This is a genomic window from Embleya sp. NPDC059213 (assembly GCF_042754445.1).
Taxonomy (GTDB): Bacteria; Actinomycetota; Actinomycetes; order Streptomycetales; family Streptomycetaceae; genus Embleya.
On the sequence record NZ_JBHZAV010000059.1, the window covers coordinates 19423 to 36800 of the forward strand.

General features: G+C 71.7%; 14 protein-coding genes. 11 read left to right on the forward strand and 3 right to left on the reverse strand.

Translation table 11 applies throughout. The features are described from left to right. Positions 1 to 92 precede the first annotated feature (92 nt). The 5 genes from ACFXMF_RS22415 to ACFXMF_RS22435 all read left to right on the forward strand — a co-directional run bounded on the left by ACFXMF_RS22415 (position 93) and on the right by ACFXMF_RS22435 (position 6771). Entirely contained in the window at positions 93 to 1682 is a 1590-nt protein-coding gene (locus tag ACFXMF_RS22415) for an aldehyde dehydrogenase family protein (RefSeq protein WP_379988091.1), read from the forward strand. Next, positions 1679 to 2185: an SRPBCC family protein gene (locus ACFXMF_RS22420; protein ID WP_379988092.1), complete on the forward strand. Its 507-nt coding sequence runs from the start codon at positions 1679 to 1681 to the stop codon at positions 2183 to 2185. The genes ACFXMF_RS22415 and ACFXMF_RS22420 overlap by 4 nt, the downstream gene beginning before the upstream one ends. Further along, positions 2172 to 3227 carry a ketoacyl-ACP synthase III family protein gene (locus ACFXMF_RS22425; RefSeq protein ID WP_379988093.1) on the forward strand — a complete coding sequence of 352 codons (1056 nt, stop codon included), beginning with the start codon at positions 2172 to 2174 and terminating at the stop codon, positions 3225 to 3227. The genes ACFXMF_RS22420 and ACFXMF_RS22425 overlap by 14 nt, the downstream gene beginning before the upstream one ends. After that, positions 3224 to 4312: a 3-deoxy-7-phosphoheptulonate synthase gene (locus tag ACFXMF_RS22430; RefSeq protein ID WP_360321567.1), complete on the forward strand. Its 1089-nt coding sequence runs from the start codon at positions 3224 to 3226 to the stop codon at positions 4310 to 4312. Before ACFXMF_RS22425 ends, ACFXMF_RS22430 begins: the two co-directional genes overlap by 4 nt. A 116-nt stretch (positions 4313 to 4428) precedes the next feature. Then, a complete protein-coding gene (locus ACFXMF_RS22435; protein ID WP_379988094.1) occupies positions 4429 to 6771 on the forward strand; it encodes an amino acid adenylation domain-containing protein in 2343 nt (780 codons plus the stop codon). A gap of 66 nt (positions 6772 to 6837) precedes the next feature. Here the strand turns inward: ACFXMF_RS22435 and ACFXMF_RS22440 are convergent, their stop codons facing one another. Both ACFXMF_RS22440 and ACFXMF_RS22445 read right to left on the reverse strand, forming a co-directional pair. Next, positions 6838 to 7248 (reverse strand): VOC family protein, encoded by a 411-nt coding sequence (locus ACFXMF_RS22440; RefSeq protein WP_360321573.1) that lies wholly within the window; start codon positions 7246 to 7248, stop codon positions 6838 to 6840. Between the two features lie 65 nt (positions 7249 to 7313). After that, the gene (locus tag ACFXMF_RS22445; RefSeq protein ID WP_379988095.1) at positions 7314 to 8336 is read right to left on the reverse strand and encodes an NADPH:quinone reductase; all 1023 of its coding nucleotides are present in this window, start codon (positions 8334 to 8336) and stop codon (positions 7314 to 7316) included. A 189-nt stretch (positions 8337 to 8525) separates the two neighbouring features. On the opposite strand from ACFXMF_RS22445, the gene ACFXMF_RS22450 reads away from it, so the two are divergent. From ACFXMF_RS22450 to ACFXMF_RS22475, 6 genes are all read left to right on the forward strand, one after another. Next, positions 8526 to 9104, forward strand: coding sequence for an SRPBCC family protein (locus ACFXMF_RS22450; protein WP_379988096.1), 579 nt, complete (start codon positions 8526 to 8528; stop codon positions 9102 to 9104). Positions 9105 to 9225: 121 nt separating this feature from the next. Further along, complete coding sequence (locus ACFXMF_RS22455) at positions 9226 to 10797, forward strand: class I adenylate-forming enzyme family protein (RefSeq protein ID WP_360321582.1); 1572 nt, start codon at positions 9226 to 9228, stop codon at positions 10795 to 10797. Then, entirely contained in the window at positions 10797 to 11999 is a 1203-nt protein-coding gene (locus ACFXMF_RS22460; RefSeq protein WP_379988097.1) for an FAD-dependent monooxygenase, read from the forward strand. Before ACFXMF_RS22455 ends, ACFXMF_RS22460 begins: the two co-directional genes overlap by 1 nt. After that, entirely contained in the window at positions 11996 to 13990 is a 1995-nt protein-coding gene (locus tag ACFXMF_RS22465; RefSeq protein ID WP_379988098.1) for an FAD/NAD(P)-binding protein, read from the forward strand. The genes ACFXMF_RS22460 and ACFXMF_RS22465 overlap by 4 nt, the downstream gene beginning before the upstream one ends. After that, the gene (locus ACFXMF_RS22470; RefSeq protein WP_379988099.1) at positions 13987 to 15597 is read left to right on the forward strand and encodes an adenylosuccinate lyase family protein; all 1611 of its coding nucleotides are present in this window, start codon (positions 13987 to 13989) and stop codon (positions 15595 to 15597) included. The genes ACFXMF_RS22465 and ACFXMF_RS22470 overlap by 4 nt, the downstream gene beginning before the upstream one ends. Beyond that, on the forward strand, positions 15594 to 16118 hold the full coding sequence (locus ACFXMF_RS22475) for a CGNR zinc finger domain-containing protein (RefSeq protein WP_360321594.1): 525 nt from the start codon (positions 15594 to 15596) through the stop codon (positions 16116 to 16118). Before ACFXMF_RS22470 ends, ACFXMF_RS22475 begins: the two co-directional genes overlap by 4 nt. A gap of 112 nt (positions 16119 to 16230) precedes the next feature. Here ACFXMF_RS22475 and ACFXMF_RS22480 read toward each other — a convergent pair whose 3' ends face one another. Further along, entirely contained in the window at positions 16231 to 17376 is a 1146-nt protein-coding gene (locus ACFXMF_RS22480) for an acyl-CoA dehydrogenase family protein (RefSeq protein ID WP_379988100.1), read from the reverse strand. Positions 17377 to 17378 lie beyond the last annotated feature (2 nt).

Here is a 17378-nt window from a genome sequence, read left to right on the forward strand (position 1 = left end):
AACGAACTCTTATCGCGGGTGCGTTGTTCCGGTTCTGTTACCTGCGTAGCGTTTTTGCCGGTAACCACATCCTTCGCTCGAAAGGGAGAACCGTGACCACCAGGGTGTATCCCGCCTACATCGGCGGCCGCGACATCGGCGGCGAAGGCGGGGAGTACGTGCACACCGTCACCGCGCGCGCCATCATCGAGGACACCTTTCCCAGTCTGCGGTTGAAGCGTGATCTCGACCTGGGCAGGGTCGACCGGGAGAGCGCCGGCGATCGGCTCGCGGGAGCGTGTGCGGTCGCCGACGAAGGCATGATCGCGGCGGCGCTCGAGGCGGCCGCCGGTGCCGCGCCCGAGTGGGCGCGCACGCCGCTCGCCACCCGGATGGAGATCGGGCGGGCGATCGCGCGGCGGCTGGGCGAACACCGGGATCCGCTGGTGGAGATCCTGGTCGCCGAGGGGCAGCCCCGTTCGGGAGCCGAGGCGATGATCGACGGGATCCCGCTCACCGGGTGGAGCCCCGAGACGCTCGAATGGTGCGCCGAACAACTGGAGTTCCGTCGTCACGACGGAGAGCGCGAGATGATCCTGCGACGCGTGGCCGACGGTGTGGTGTGTGTCAACCCGCCGCAGAACGCGGCGACGGTGAACGCGCTGTCCGCGATCACCGCACTGTTGGCGGGCAACACGGTCGTGGTCCGCGCACCGCGCGGTGTCGCGCTCAGTTGCATGTACGCCATGCGCGAGGTGGTGGCGCCGGTGCTGGAGGCCGCCGGAGCGCCCGCCGGCACGCTGAACGCCTACTGCGGACCGCCGGCCGTCGACACCTGGCTGGCCAGCGAACACGTGAACGACATCGTCTACTACGGCGGCAGCAAGCAGGGCCTGGCCTTCGAGCGGGACTGCATCGCCGCGGGCAAGAAGCCGATTCTCGAACTCGCGGGCAACGACTGCTGCGTGGTGTGGTCCGACGCCGATCTGGACGCCGCGGTGGAGACCGTGACCCAGTTCTTCCTGAACTCCGGTCAGATCTGCAACGTGCCCAACCAGGTGATCGCCCACCCCGCGATCGCGGACGAGCTGATCGAACGGCTGATCGTGGCGACCGGCAAGATCCACCCCGGCCATCCCGACGAGCCCGGCGTGGTACTCACCCCCGTGCTCGGCGCCGACTGGTTCTTCGGTTGCCTGACCGAAGCCCTCATGGGCGGCGCGACCCTGGTGCACGGCGGCCGTCGCCTGGAGGTGGACGGCACCCCGTCGGACACCGGCTTCTTCATCGAACCGACGATCGTGCGGGTGGCCGGACTCGGCGACGCCCGCTCGTTGTCGGTGGTCCGGGACGAGACGTTCTTCCCGCTGCTGCCGATCATCGTGCCCGAGCCGGGCGACTCGGACGAGCGATTGTTCGACGAGATTCTGACCTTCGTCAACAGCAACGCCTACGGCCTGCGGAACTCGTTCTGGTCGACCGGCCCGGAGCACATCGAGCGGTTCCTGTCGGCGGTCGGCAACGGCGGCAACCTGAAGATCAACGACTCGCACGGCAACTTCCTCCCGTTCCTGCCCAACTCGGGCGGCACCGGCCTGACCGGCGGAGCCTTCGGCGAGGCGAGCCATCCCATGTTGCGCACCACGCATCTACAGGGCGTCAGCATCGTGCGCCCGACGCCCCGACTCGGAGGAGCCCGATGACTTCCCGCACCCTCAAGGCCGCACTGCCGTGCTCGGCGGCGAGCGCGATCGAACGACTGCGCGACGAGCGGGCGTTCCCCGACCGGGCCGCCGAGATCGTCTCGGTCCGGGACGTCGGCGACGACCTGCGCGAGTGGACGCTCGCCTTCCGCGGCGGCACCGCCCGGTGGACGCAACGCACCCGGGACGCGAGTGGTGGGCAACAGCCGTACCGGATCGAGTTCGAACAGGTCGACGGCGACTTCCAACAGTTCGGCGGCGCGTGGACGTGCACCGACACCGACGACGGTTGCGAGGCCGTGTTCCAGGTCGGTTACCGCACCAGCGTGCCGCACCTCGCCGGCGCGATCGACTCGGCCGTGGGCCGGGTTCTGGTCCGCGTCGCGCACGAGATTCTGGTCGGCGTCGGCGGTGGCGCACGCATCACCTCCGGTGGGCACCACCTGCGCGACCTGCCGGTCGCCTCGACCCCGGAGGGGAGCCCGAGCCATGCGCTTCGATGACATCTGGCTCACCGGCACCGGCGGCACACTCGGCGAGCGCACTCCGGTCGCGGACGCGGTCGCGGCCGGCCACTACGAGAGCGAGGCTGCCGAGAGCACCGGCATGGTCAGCGTCGCCCAGGCCCGGCTCGCGCCGCCGGAGATGGCCGTGATCGCGGGGCGCCAGGCGATCAAGGACGCCCAGGAGTACGGCACCGTGGTCGACCCGGGCAGCCTGTACCTGCACAGCCACGGGCACTTCCAGGGCATCGACATGTGGCCCGCGGCGTGCTGGATCGCCAAGGAACTGCTGGGTCCGCGCGTCGACGGGATACCCACGACCGTCTCCGCGTGGTCCAACGGCTCGCTGGCCAGCATCGACATCGCCGCGGCGATGCTCGCGTCGCGCCCCGCGCTGCCGTCCGCGCTGATCACGCTGGGGGACCGGTTCGCGCCGCCGACCGATCGCTGGCACACCTCCCCGGGCATCGTGTTCGGCGACGGAGCCGCGGCGGCCGTGCTCGCCCGAGGCGGTGGTCGGCTGCGGCTGGTCTCGCTCGTCTCGGAGACCGACACGGTCCTGGAGGGGCTCTCGCGCGGCGACGAGCCGTTTCGCACCGCGCCTGCCGAACTCGGCGACATCCGGCACCGCACCCGGCAATTCCTGGCCCGGGGCGAGATTTCCATCCGGGACGTACAGACCCGTTCGGCGGATCGCACCCGCAGCGTGGTGGCCCGTGCCCTGGCCGACGCGGAACTGGAGCAGGAGCAGATCGACTGGTTCGTCACTCCGTTCGTCGGCAGCACGCTCTACCGGGAGAGCTTCGTACGGCCGCTCGGCATCACCCCCCGCCACGATCTGCACAAACTCGGCCTGACCATCGGTCATCTCGGTGCGGCCGACCAGATCTACGCGCTCGACCACCTGCTCAAGGCGGACCTGTTGGCGCCCGGGGCGCGGGTGCTCGTGATCGGCACCGGCATGGGCTTCACCTTCTCCGCCGCCGTGTTCGCGACGGATCGGTCCCGACCCCACGAGCGAAAGGAAGGAACTCCGTCATGAGCCTCGGCGGCAACCCCGACTCCCGCGTGACCGCGGTCGACAGACTGATGTCGCCGACCGCCCTGCGGAAGGAGATAGCGATCCCGCCCGAGACCCGCAAGGCCGTGCTGGCGGCGCGCCGGGACGTCAAGCGGATCCTGAACGGGAAGGACGATCGCCTGGTCCTGGTCACCGGTCCGTGCTCGATTCACGACACCGAGGCCGCGCTGGTCTACGCCGAGCGCCTGGCCGAGCTGTCCCGGCAGGTGGCCGACCGACTGTTGATCGTCATGCGTGTATACGTGGAGAAGCCGCGTACCCGGATGGGCTGGAAGGGACTGGTCAGCGATCCCGGCCTGGACGGGTCGTACGACCTGAACACCGGGCTGCGGATGGCGCGCGGACTGATGGTGCGGATCCTGGAGACCGGACTGCCGATCGGTTGCGAGTTCCTCGACCCGATGATCGCCCGGTACTTCGCCGACGCGGTCTCGTGGGCCTCGATCGGTGCGCGCACCGTGCAAAGTCAGGTGCACCGCCAACTCACCAGCGGCTTGGACATGCCGGTCGGGATCAAGAACACCACCGCCGGTCGTACGGACGACGCGATCGACGCGATCGTCACCGCCTCGAACAGCCACGTGTTCCCGAGCATCACCGACGACGGGCAGGCGGCGGTGGTGACCACCAGCGGCAACCCGGACTGCCACGTGGTGTTGCGCGGCGGCACCGAGGGCCCCAACTACAGCGCGCCCGACGTGGCCGAGACGCTCGATCGGTTGCAGGCCGCGGGACTGCCCGGGCGGGTGGTCATCGACGCGAGTCACGGCAACAGCGGCAAGGACCACGAGGAACAGACCAACGTGGTCGAGGACGTCGCCGAACGCATCGCCGACGGTGAGTCCGGCGTCGCCGGGATGATGATCGAGAGCTTCCTGGCCTGCGGCCGACAGGACCTGATCCTGGGTCGGACCGACGGCCTCGCCTACGGCCAGAGCGTCACCGACGCGTGTGCGGGCTGGGAGCAGACCATGCACATGGTCGAGCGGCTGGCGGAGGCGGTGACGGCCCGGCGGGCGGCCGATCCGTCGGTGATGGTGGCCTGAGCGCTCGAACCGACACCCGGCTCCCGACACCTCCCCCGGCACCCGGCACTGGGGACACCGAGACGCCCAGGCACCCAGACACCCAGAAACCCGAGAATTCGAGAGGAACGATTCCGGTGGCCACGACCACGAGTTCGGCACTTCCGCTCGCCCGGCACATCGATGGTGATCGCACCGGTGCGGTGCATCGGATCGCCATCGCCGCCCCCGAGCGGGCGAAGCCGGATCCGCAGCGGTACGCGTCGGCGGCGCTCGCGGCGCTGATCCACCGCTACACCGGCGAGACCGATCTGCCGATCGCTCGCCGGATCGGTCCGGGCCCGACCGAGATCATCGAACCGCGGGTGTCCGGCGACGAGACGGCGGCGGAACTGCTCGCCGCCGTCGCCGCCGCGCCGCCCGCCCAACCGGCGGCCGGTCGCCCCTGCCACGGCCTGGTGGCCGACGCGGCCGCGCAAGACGTTGCCGACCGCGCCGCGCTGACCCTGACCGTCGACCGGGGAACCTACGAACTGCTGCTCTTCCAGGACGAGTTCGACGACGAGGCAGCCGCCCAGTACGGCCGGCACCTGGCCCGTCTGCTCACCGCGCTGAGCAACGACGACGGCGTGCTCGTCCGTGATCTGCCGCTGCTGGGCGACGAGGAGAGGCAGCGCATCCTGGTCGAGTGGAACCGGACCGAACAGTCCGTACCCGAGCCGTTCTTCCACGAGATCGTCGCGGACTTCGCGCGCCGAACCCCCGAGGCGACCGCGATCGCGCTGCCCGACACCGCGCTGACCTATCGGGAACTGGACGACCGGGCCAATCGACTCGCCCACCGCCTGGCCGCGATCGGTGTTCGCCGGCAGGACCGGGTCGGAGTCTGCTTTCCGCGCGGCGCGGAGAGCCTGATCGCCCAACTCGCCTGCTTCAAGCTCGCGGCTGCGGCGATCCTGCTCGACCCGGACTTTCCCGCCGATCGGGTGCGCTTCATGGTCGAGGACGCCTCGGCCGCCGCGGTGGTGACGCTGTCCGCCCACGAGGACACGGTCCGCGGACACTGCCCGGTGCTCGCGCTCGACGTCGCCGACTGGCACACCGAGCCGAGCACCGAGGTGAGCGCGCCGGTGGACGTCGACGACCTGATCCACATCTGCTACACCTCCGGCTCCACCGGTGCGCCGAAAGCGGTTCTGGTCCGGTTCGGGGCGGCGCGCAATCAGATCCACAGCATGTGCGAGATGACCGGGATGAACACCGACACCCAGGGCACCTGGCTGGCGGCGCCCGGCTACGGCATGGTCGAGGTCGAGTGTTTCCCGGTGCTCGCCGCGGGTGGCACGGTGCACATCCCCGATGTGTCCGTGGTGGCATCCCCGCAGTTGCTCCAGGACTGGTACCTGGACAAGCGGATCACCACCACGCTGTTGATGAAGCCGATGGCCGAGCGGTTGTGGAGCCTGGACTGGCCCGCCGACACCCCGTTGGCGAACATCAGGGTCTGCGGCGAGCGGATCCAGTCCTGGCCGCCCGCCGGGCTGCCGTTCCGCCTGATCAACCTGTACGGCTCCGCCGAGGCGACCACCGTCGCCGGCTGCGATATCACCGAGCTGGGCCGCGAGTTGGGGCCGGAGGGACGAGGTCGCAGGCTGCCGCCGATCGGCCGGCCGATCCCGAACGTCAAGATCTACGTGCTGGACGAGAACCTCGCGCCGGTGCCGCCGGGGGTGGTGGGCGAACTGTGCATCGCGGGCCACAGCCTGTCGGCCGGCTACCTGAACCGGCCCGAGGCGACCGCGCTGAAGTGGGTGCCCAACCCGATCGATGTGGACCCGAACCCGATGCTCTACCGCACCGGCGACATGGCGCGGTACTGGCAGGACGGCGGCATCGAGATCATCGGCAGGGTGGACAACCAACTCAAGGTTCAGGGCAACACCGTGCAACTGGGCGAGATCGAGGTGGTCGCCGCGAGGCAGCCGGGCGTCGCCCAGGTCGCGGTCCTGGCACATCGGGATGCGGACGGGGACGTGCGACTGACCGCGTACATCGAGCCGAAGGGTGAACCGGCGCCGGCGGTTCGCGACATCCGTCGGGCGCTGCGGGAGAAGTTGCCCGCGTTCATGGTGCCGTCCGCGTATGTCGTGGGCGGGCTGCCGACCTCGGTCAACGGCAAGATCGACCGGGCCGCGCTGCCCGAACCGCCGCGCTCGCGGCCGGACCTGGACAGCCCGTACCGGGAGCCGCACACCGACACCGAGCACTCGCTCGTGCAGTTGTGGACGAAGGTGCTCGAACTGGATGGGATCGGCGTGCGGGACAACTTCTTCGAACTCGGCGGCGACTCGCTGCGCGGGGCCCGCCTGACCGAGCAGGTACGCGAACTCTTCGACGTGGACGTTGAGTTGGGTGATCTACTGCACGAGCCCACGATCGACCGCATGGTCGAGGTGATCGAGGCGGCCCACGCGCGTTGAACCCTCGGGCGAGCGGCCGTCGTCCCCGGGGGCGCCCGACGGGGACGACAAGCCGCGTCGCCGGGCTCAGCCCTTGCCGGTCTCGGCCAGGACGTCCAGGTAGTTCGGGTTGTGCATGATGCCGAGTACGTTCCCGAACGGGTCGAGCACCGAGGCACCGACGAAGCCCTCGCCGAAGTCGCGCGCCGGCTCGTGCTCCCTCGCACCCATGGCCGACAACCGGGCCAGGGCGGCGGGAAGATCCTCGACATGCCAACTGACGACGGCACCGCCTGCCTCGGCCGTGCCGTGTGCGCCCAACTCCGAGACGTAGCGGGCGTCCACCAGTCCCAGTTCCTGCCGGAAGTCGCCGACCCGGAACTCCACATACCCGGGTCGCTCGAAGTAGGGCTCGACGCCCAGTAGTTCGGTGTACCAACGACGGGCCGCGGGCAAGTCCGCCGCCTGATACCTGACATGGGCCAAACCTTGCAACATCCGTGCTCCCTCGGTGTTCGGCGGTACCGGTCCGACATGGTGACAACGCCGCGGATCGTGCGGGGTCACGCCCGGGCGGGACCGAATGCGGCGGGTCGGGGTGCGCCGTCGGTGCGCAGTACCACCCTCCTGCCGTGCAGTTCGTGCCGTTCCATCCGACGATGCACGTCGGCGGCGGCGGACAGCGGCAGGATCTCCATCGTGCGCGGACGCAGCCGGCCGGCGCCGAGCAGGCGGTTGATCGTGTCCGCGGCGGCGGCGAGTTCGTCGATGCCGGCGTGCGAGATCACGAAGCCGCGGATCGAGCCGTCCTTCATGTAGAGCTCGCTCGCGGGCAACACCGGCGCGGTGCCCGATCCCGCGCCGGCGAGCAGAACGATCCGGCCGCGTCGAGCGAGCAGGCCGACCGCCGCCACCAGGTCGTTGTGGCCGGAGGTGTCCAGATACAGGTCGACGCCGTTCGGGGCGGCCTCGGCGAGGTGTCGGGTCACCTGGGGATCGCGATAGTCGCAGACGATCTCGGCGCCCAGTTCGCGGCAGTATCGGGCGTCCCGAGCCGAGGCGGTGGCCAGGATCCGGGCACCCGCCTCGGCGGCCAGAGTGACCAGTGCGCTGCCGACGTTTCCGGCGGCGCCCGCGATCAGCACGGTGTCGCCGGCGCGCAGACCACCGTGCGCGAACAGGGCGAGGTGGGCGGTGGCCGCGGGATGCAGCACCGCCGCGGCCGCGAACGCATCCACCCCCGGCGGGAGTCGGTAGAGCCGGTCGGCGGCGATCACCGCCCGTTCGGCCGCCGCACCCTGCCGGCCGCCGTGGCCGAGGCTGTTGCTCCATACCCGGTCACCGACGGCGAAGCCGGGCGCACCGGGGCCGACCCGGGCGACCCGGCCGACCAGATCGCGACCGATCACGAACGGGAAGGCCACGGGGGTGACGAACCGCCCGGAACGTACGAAGGTGTCGACCGGATTGACCGTGCCGGCCCACACGTCGACGAGCACGTCGCAGGGGCCGGGGCGGGGGTCGGGCAGCTCGCCGAAGCGGATCTCCGATGGCGGGCCGAGCCGTTCGAGGTAGGCAGCGCGCATGTAACGGAGTCTGGCATCGGCCGACGTGAATTCCCGTGTGTGACCCGCCGGTTCGAAACGCGCGTGGCTTCGCGATACGAGAAGCACGTCTTATCGCCGGGGCGTGGTCGCCGCACTGTTACCACCATAACGTGATGAGTGGTAGCAATGCTCTCGCCATGTCGGCGACACCGAAAGGGGCACCAGGAGATGACCAACGCACCCAGCTTGGCGACCTTCGAGGTCGGCGAGCGTGCGCCACTGTTCCTGGTGGCGGCGCATACGCACATCGCGGCCGATCCGGCCGAGGTCTACGCACTCGTCAGCGACCTGCCGCGCAGCGCGCAGTGGAGTCCCGAGTGTGTCGGCGGCACCTGGATCAGCGGCGAACCGGGCACGGTGGGGGCGGTGTTCCGCGGCGAAAACCTGCGGGCCCCGGACGTGGTCGGCTGGGCGCCGGTGGTCCGAGGCACGTGGTTCACCGAATCCGAAGTGATCGCCGCCGACCCCGGGCACGGCTTCGGCTGGGCGATGCGGAACTCGGCGGGGGTCCGGCAGGACAGCGTGTGGCGCTACGACATCGAGCCCGCCACCGGTGGTTGTGTGTTGACCCACCGGTTCCGGATGGGCCACGCGACCGAGGGGATCCGCGGCATCACCGCGGCGATGGACGAGGCGCAGACGCGGCGCTTCCTGGCCGAGTGGGGCGCCAAACTCGCCGCGGATCTGCCGGTCACCCTCGAACACGTCAAGCGGATCGCCGAGCGCTCCACCACCGGCCGGCACTGAACCGTCGCCGCCGGCGCCCGCCCTGCCCGGCCCGCGGCCGATCGGGTCCACCGCCCGCCGTCTCGCACCCTCCCGGCGTGGTCGTCGGCCCGTCCGAACCCACCGACGAAGGTATGACCTCATGTTCTTGCAGCGCATCGGCAATCGCGGCATCCGACTGGGCACGCTCTTCGAACGCGCGGCGGCCCGACACCCGACCAACGTCCTGATCCTCGACCACGACCTGGACATCGCTCCCGATCTGGGCCGGCGCGCGACCATCCCGGAGATCGCCGACCTGGTGGACGACTTCGCGGCCCGGCTGGACGCGGCCGGGATCCGACCCGGCGACCGGGTCGTGGTGCACAAGCGCGACGGCTTCGACATCACGCTTTTGGCCTGCGCGATCGCTCGAATCGGCGGGGTGCCGGTGCTGCTGTCGCCGATGCTCGACGGCGCGACCGTCGCCGAGTTGGTGCGGCGCACCGACCGGCCGTTCCTGGTCACCGACCGGGCCAAGCTCGACGGGCTGCCGGGCGCGCTCTTCGCCGAGACGGCGCGGGTGCTGCTGACCAAGGGCACACATCCGGACGCCACCACCCTGGACGCGTTCGCCGGGGCGACCCGGGTGCCCGCGGTGACGCGGCCCGCCGAGGAGCCGACGCTGATCACCCACACCTCGGGCACCACCGGCGTCCCCAAGCTCGCCGTACACACCGGTCGCAGCCTCCAGGCCCGATACCGCCCGCAGGCCGCGATCGTCGCGCCGATCCTGCGGCGCCGGGAAACCATCGCGCTGCACGTGTCGTTCGTGCACTCCCGGCTGATCACCGCGCTGGCCATCTCGCTGCTGCGCGGTTTCCCGATCGCCGTGCTGGCCGACTCCGATCCCCGACGCGCCGCCGATCTGTTCGCACGGCTGCGACCGGGAATCCTGGAGGCGCATCCCAACACCTTCATGGAATGGGAGGAGTTGGCCGACGATCCGCGCGAACCCCTGGCCGGCGTCAAGCTGTTCAGTTCCACCTTCGACGCGATCCACCCGCGCACCGTGCACCGACTGCTGGCCGCCACCCGGCGCCGCGCGCCGCTGTTCGGCCAGTTGTACGGTCAGAGCGAGGTCGGACCGGCCGTGGTCCGCGCCTTCACCCGGGGCCGGGCCCCGGACGCCGACGGTCGTTGTGTGGGCCGCCCCTTCCCCGGGATGACCGCCGCCCGGGTGGTCGGCCGGGCGGGCCGGCCGCCGTCCGCCGAGCACCCCGGCTTCATCGAGGTCAAGAGCGACGGACGAGTCCTCACCTACCTCGGCGAACAGGATCGCTACGACGCGCAGGTGTCCGCCGACGGCTGGTGGCGGATGGGCGACGTCGGCTACCGGACCAGGTGGGGCTGTATCCATCTGCTGGACCGCGAGGTCGACCTGATCGAGGGCTTCGGCTCCACGCTGGCCGCCGAGGACGCGCTGTTCGACAAGCTGGACGAACTCGCCGAGGTGGTCATCGTGCCCGGCGCCGACGGCAGCGCGGTGCCGGTGGTGTGCACCAGGGACGACCGCCCCATCGACCCGGACGCCTGGCGTGCGGCCACCGCCGAACTCCCCGACCTGGCCGATCCGGTCCAGCGCCGGATCGAGGACCTGCCGCAGACCGCGACCACCAAGATCAAACGTCTCGAGTTGGCGCGCCGGCTCGAAGACGAGGATCGGGGTGCGTGATGGCCGAGGTCATCGTCGCGGGCGGCGGGATCGGCGGCCTGGCCACGGCTCTCGCGGTGGCCGCCCGCGGACACCACGCGGTCGTGCTCGAACGCGCGGGCGAGTTCGCCGAGATCGGCGCCGGTATCCAACTGGCCCCCAACGGACTGCACGCCCTGGACGTCCTGGGCGTGGGCGCGGCGGTGCGTGCGACCGCGGTGCGGATGGCCGAACTGCGCTTCATGGACGGCGTCACCGGTGCGCATGTGGCGAGCCTGCCGCTGACCGAGCGATACCGGCGCCGCTTCGCCGGCCCCTACGTGGTCGCGCATCGCGCGGAACTGCATCGGGCACTGCTCGACGCGTGCCTGGCCGCCGACACCGTGTCGCTGTATGCCGGCGCACAGGTCGTCGACTACGCCCGGGACGCCACGAGCGCGACGGCCCTGCTCGCGGACGGCACCGGGATCACCGGCGACGTACTGATCGGCGCGGACGGGATCCACTCCGCGATCCGGGCCCGGCTGGTCGGCGACGGCGAGCCGCGGATCTCCGGGATCAGCGTCTACCGGGCGGTGATCCCGATGGAGCGGGTGCCCGACGCGCTGCGCTTCGACCGGTCGGTGGTGTGGTGGGCCGGACCCGGTTGCCACTTCGTGCACTACCCGATCGCCGGCGGTCGCTTCCTGAACCTGGCGGCCAGCCGCGCGGACGGCGGCACCGAGGCCGTCGTCGGCGAGCGCGTGCACCGGGATCGGGTGTTGCGCGAACTGGCCGACCTGGGCGGCACCGCACAGCGCCTGCTCGAACTCGGCGCGGACTGGAAGACCTGGATGCTGGTCGACCGCGACCCCGTGTCCCGGTGGATGGACGGCCGGGTCGCACTGCTGGGCGACGCGGCCCACCCGATGCTGCACTACGCGGCGCAGGGCGCGTGCCAGGCCCTGGAGGACGCCGTCGTGCTCGGCGCGCGATTGGCGGACGCGCGCCCCGACGAACTGCCGAAGCGCCTGGCCGGGTACCGCGACGCGCGGCACGAGCGGACCACCCGGGTCACGCTCGCCGCGCGGGAGAGCATCCGTCTGTGGCATCCCGCGGGTGCCGAGGCCGAGTCCAGGAACGCGCTGCTCGGCGCGATGTCGGCCGATCGACTGCACGACCACGTGGCCTGGATGCACGGGTTCCGGGTCGGCGGGCCGGGCGCGGCGGAGGCGGCGGCATGAGCGCCGCCGGCCCGATCCGGGTCTGCGTCGTGGGCGCGGGGCCACGCGGGCTCTCCGTCGTGGAGCGCCTGTGCGCCAACGAACGTGCCGCGCCCGTACATCCGAAGGTCACGATCCACGTGGTCGACCCCGCCTCGCCGGGGGCCGGCGCGGTCTGGCGTTCGGAGCAGTCGCAGCACCTGCTGACGAACACCGTCGCGGCGCAGATCACCGTGTACACCGACGCGAATTCGCGGATCGAGGGGCCGATCGTACCCGGGCCGAGTCTGTACGAATGGGCACGGTCGACGGCCGCGGGCAAGACGGGCGAGCACGACGGGGAAATCCTCGCCGAGGCTCGTGCGCTGGGCCCCGACGACTACCCCACGCGCGCGTTCCACGGCCGCTACCTGCACTACGCGTTCGAGCAGGTGGTGGCCGGCGCGCCGGCACATGTCGCGGTGCGGGTGCACCGCTCGCGCGCGGTGGCGCTGGCGGACACGCATGGCATCCCGGGTGGCCCGCAGGGAGTGCGACTGGAGGACGGCACCCGACTGCACGGGTTGGACGCGGTGGTACTGGCCCTGGGGCATCTGCCGGCCCGACTGTCCGCGCGCGAGGCCCGAACCGCGAGCCTGGCCCGGATCCACCACCTGACCTATATCACCCCGGCCAACCCGGCGGACCTGGACCTGGAGCGGGTCCGGCCCGGCGAGAACGTGTTGTTGCGTGGCCTGGGGCTCAACTTCTTCGACTACATGGCCCTTTTCACCAGTGGCAGGGGCGGCCGCTTCGGTCGCGCCGAGGACGGGCGAACAAAATACCATCCGTCCGGCAACGAGCCTGTGTTGTATGCGAGTTCGAGGCGCGGCGTGCCCTACCAGGCGCGGGGCGAGAACCGGAAGGGCGCGTACGGGCGGCATGCCCCGCGGCTGCTGACGCCCGAGTACGTCGAGGGTTTGCGGCGGCGCGCCCGCGCGGGGCGGCCGGTCGACTTCACCGCGGACCTGTGGCCGTTGATCGCGCGCGAGGTGGAAGGCGTCTACTACGCGGCGCTGTTGCGCCGGCGAGGTCGCCGGGAGGCCGAATGCGCGGCGTTCACCCGGGCGTTCCTTGCGGTTTCGGACGACGACGAGAGTGCCGACCTGGCGGTCGCGTACGGCATCGAGCGGGCCGCGCACTGGGACTGGTCGGCGATCTCCCGGCCCTGCGGTGAGCGGGAGTTCGCGAGCCGGGCGGAGTTCACCGGGTGGCTGGTGCAGTACCTGGAGCGGGACGTCGCGGCGGCCCGTGAGGGAAACGTGGACGGACCGCTCAAAGCCGCACTGGACGTCCTGCGGGACCTGCGCAACGAGATCCGGCTCGCGGTGGATCACGGTGGCCTGACCGGCGAGTCGCACCGGGACGACCTGGAAGGGTGGTACACCCCGCTCAACGGCTTCCTGTCGATCGGCCCGCCGGCGAAGCGGATCGAGCAGATGATCGCGCTGATCGAGGCCGGCGTGCTGACCCTGACCGGCCCGGGCACCCGGATCTGCCTGGACGTCGCCGAACCGGCGTTCGTGGCCGCCTCCACCGTGGTCCCGGGCCCGCCGGTACGCGCCGCGGTGTTGATCGAAGCCCGGTTGCCCGAACCGGACCTGCGCCGGACCGAGGACCCGCTGCTGCGCCACCTGCTGAGCACCGACCAGGCCGCGCCGTACCGGATCCGCGGCGTCGGCGGCGAGGACTACGAGACCGGTGGCCTGGCGGTGACCGAGCGGCCGTACCGGCTGATCGACGGGCGGGGTCGGCCGCATCCGCGCCGATACGCCTACGGCGTGCCGACCGAATCGGTGCACTGGGTCACCGCCGCCGGGATCCGTCCCGGCGTGGACTCGGTCACGCTCGCCGACTCGGACGCGATCGCCCGCGCGGTCCTCGCGCTGCCCGCCGCCTCCGCGGTGCCGGCGAGCGTGCGTCCGGTGTTGTCGACCGACCCGGACATCACCCCGAACGGAGTGATCGTGTGACCACGGTCCCGGACCCACTCGACCGACACGGGTGCGATCGCTCGGACATCGAGCAGGACGCGGGACTGTTGTCCCCGGTCCGGGCGGGGACACCGGTGGAGGCGGCCGTATGCGATCGGGCCTGGCTCCAGGCCATGCTCGACGCGGAGGCCGCGCTCGCCCGGGCCCAGGCGCGGCTGGGCACCCTGCCGCGGGCCGCCGCCGAGATCATCACCGCGACGGCCCGGGCCGAACGCTTCGATCTGCGCGAGGTGGCCGTGGCCGCCCGGGAGAGTGCCAATCCGGTGGTCCCGCTGGTCGCCGCGCTCACCCGGGCGGTGGCCGAACGGGACCCGGCAGCCGCAGAGTTCGTGCACCGAGGTTCCACCAGCCAGGACATCCTGGACACCGGCGCGATGCTGATCGCCGCGCGGGCCCTGAACATCGTACGGACCGACCTGACCCGGATCGCCGACGCGCTCGGCGCGCTCGCCGAGCGGCATCGGGACACCGTGCTGGCCGGACGCACCCTGACCCTGCACGCGGTGCCCACCACCTTCGGCCTCAAGGCGGCGGGCTGGCGACAGTCGGTCCTGGATGCCCGACGACGGATCGAGGTGCTGCTCGCGGACGGCCTGCCGGTGTCGCTCGGCGGCGCGGCCGGCACGCTGGCGGGCTATCTGGAGTACGCGGCGCTCGCCACCGCGGAGCGCGAGGACGCGGGCCGCGACGAGTCGGCCGAACGGCTCGACCCGGGCGCCTACGTCGAGGCGCTGGTCGACGCGTTCGCCGCGGAAGTCGGCCTGGCCCGAACGCCGTTGCCGTGGCACGCGGTGCGCACCCCGATGATCGACCTGGCCGCCGCGCTGGCGGGTACCACCGGCGTGCTGGGCAAGATCGCGGTGGATGTGCAGGTGATGGCGCGGACCGAGGTGGGTGAGGTGGCCGAACCCGACGTGGCCGGCCGCGGCGGATCGTCGGCGATGCCGCACAAACACAATCCGGTGTTGTCCACGCTGGTGCGCAGCGCGGCGCTCCAGGTGCCGGCGATCGCGGCGGCGCTGTCCGGGTGTTCGGTCGCCGAGGACGAGCGCTCGGCGGGTGCGTGGCACGCCGAGTGGCTGTTGTTGCGCGAGGGCCTGCGGCTCGCGGGCGGCGCAGCGCACACGGCCGTCGAGCTCGCCGAGGGCCTGGTCGTCCGCCCCGAACGCATGCGCGCCAATGTGGCGGCGACCGGCGCCCACATGGTCACCGAGCGGCTCGCGGCGACCCTGACCCCCGCGCTCGGGCGGGACCGGGCCAAGGCGCTGTCGGCCGCGGCGTCCGCGAGCGCGGTGCGGACCGGGCGGACATTGGCCGAGGTGCTGGCCGGCGAGCCGGAGGTCACGGCGCGCATCTCCGCCGAGCGCCTGGCGGAACTCCTGGATCCGGCCGGATACACCGGGGGCGCGGGGGTGCTGGTCGATCGTGTCCTGGGTGTGGCCGGCCGGGAGCACGGACGAGTGGGAACCACCAGTGAAACGGAGACGCCGGTAGCATGGGCGGCATGCAGTCACAACGCGAAATCCGACAACCGGGAGACCGGGCCGTCGCACCGGGCGGACTCGCGCGGGTGCAGGCGTTCGTGAACAGCGTCAACGTCGAGTTCGGTCCGGACGAGTTCGCCTCGGCCCAGGGCCTGAACCGCTGGCTGGCGCGCAACGGCTTCGCACCGACGGCGACCGCGCCGGACGACCTCGACCTCGCGCGCACGATCACGCTGCGCGAGGCGTTGCGGAGTCTTTTGCGCGAGAACAACGGCGCGCCGGCCGACGAGCGGGCCCGGCGGGTGCTCGACCGGATCGCGCGGGAATGCCCGCTGGTCGTCGGCTTCGACGGCGGCGCGCCGGATACCCTGCTCCGGCCGGCGCGCACGGAACTGCCCGGCGTATGGGCCGCCGTGCTGGCGGCCACCGTCGAGGCGCGGCTCGACGGCACCTGGCAGCGGTTGAAGTCGTGCAGCGAACACCGCTGCGAATGGGCCTTCTACGATCGTTCGCGCAATCGGGGCAGCCGCTGGTGCTCGATGGCGGTATGCGGCACCCGGGCCAAGATGGCCACCTACCGGGGAACACGAGCGACCTCGAACGCCGGTGCGTCCGGGGGGTGACCCCAAGCGTGTTCGGCGTTCGAGCGCCCGGCCTCGGCCGTGCGTCCTCGCTCGCGGCCGCGTCCGTCGTCGCCCGCCGTCCCCGGCCGTTTCCCGGCGGCTTCCCCTCCTCTCACGGCGCGGCGGTGCGACCCAGGAGTTTGCGGGCCACCACGAGCTTGGTCGCGGCGGCGGTGCCGTCGGCGAGTTGCAGGCCGATCACGTCGCGGAGCCGGCGGGCGATCGGGCCGTCCTCGGTCCAGCCGAGTTGGCCGAAGGTCAGCAGCGCCTGATGCACAGCGTCCATCGCGGCCTTGGGGGCCCACCACTTGGCCATGTTCGCCGGGATTCGCGGATCCTCGCCGGCGTCCGCCACGGCCAGCGCCTCGTAGGCGAGCAGGCGCGCGGCGTGCAACATCGTCGCGTGCTCGACCAGGGCGAAGGCCACCGACTGGAACCGGCCGATCGGCTGCCCGAACGCTTCGCGCCGCCCGGCGTGCCCGATCGCCTCGTCGAGTGCGGCCTGCCCGACCGCGATCGCCATCAGCGAGATCAACGCCCGGGAGACCCCGAAGCCGCGCATCACCTCGACGAAGCCGCGGCCGGGCGTGCCGACCACGTCTCGTGCACCCACCGGCAACCCGTCCAGGAGCAGCCGGCCGCGGCCGCCGGCCCGGCAGCCCAGGTCGTCGAGCTGTTCTCGGCTCACGTGCGCGTCGTCGAGCCGTACGTAGAACGCGGTGACGCCGTGCGCGCCCGCCCCGCCGGTGCGCGCGAACACCAGCGCGTGGGTGGCGTACATCGCGGCCATGATCGAGGTCTTCTCGCCGGAGAGCACCCAGCCGCCGGCGGTGGGCTCCGCGCGCATCCCGATGTTCGCCGCGTCCGTGCCGTGCCCGGGTTCGGTCAGCGCCAGGGCCACGATGGTCTCGCCGGCGGCGATCGACGGTAACCATTCGGCGAGTTGTGCGGGCGTACCGTTCGCCGCCAGGACACCGCCCACCAGCGCCGCGTTGAGCACCGGGAAGCACACCGACAGGTCGGCCGCGGCCAGTTCGGCCAGCGCGATGCCCGCGCTCGTCGCGTCCAGTTCCCTCCCGCCGTACTCCCGCGGGATGCACAGGCCGAACAGGCCCTCAGCGCCCATCTCGGCGAGCAGACCGGGCCGATAGCTGCCGCGCGCATCGCTCTGCCGGGCGTGCGGCGCGATCCGAGAGTCGGCGAACTTACGTACGTGGTCTGCGAGTTCGCTTTGATCGGCGGTGAAGGTGAAGTCCATGG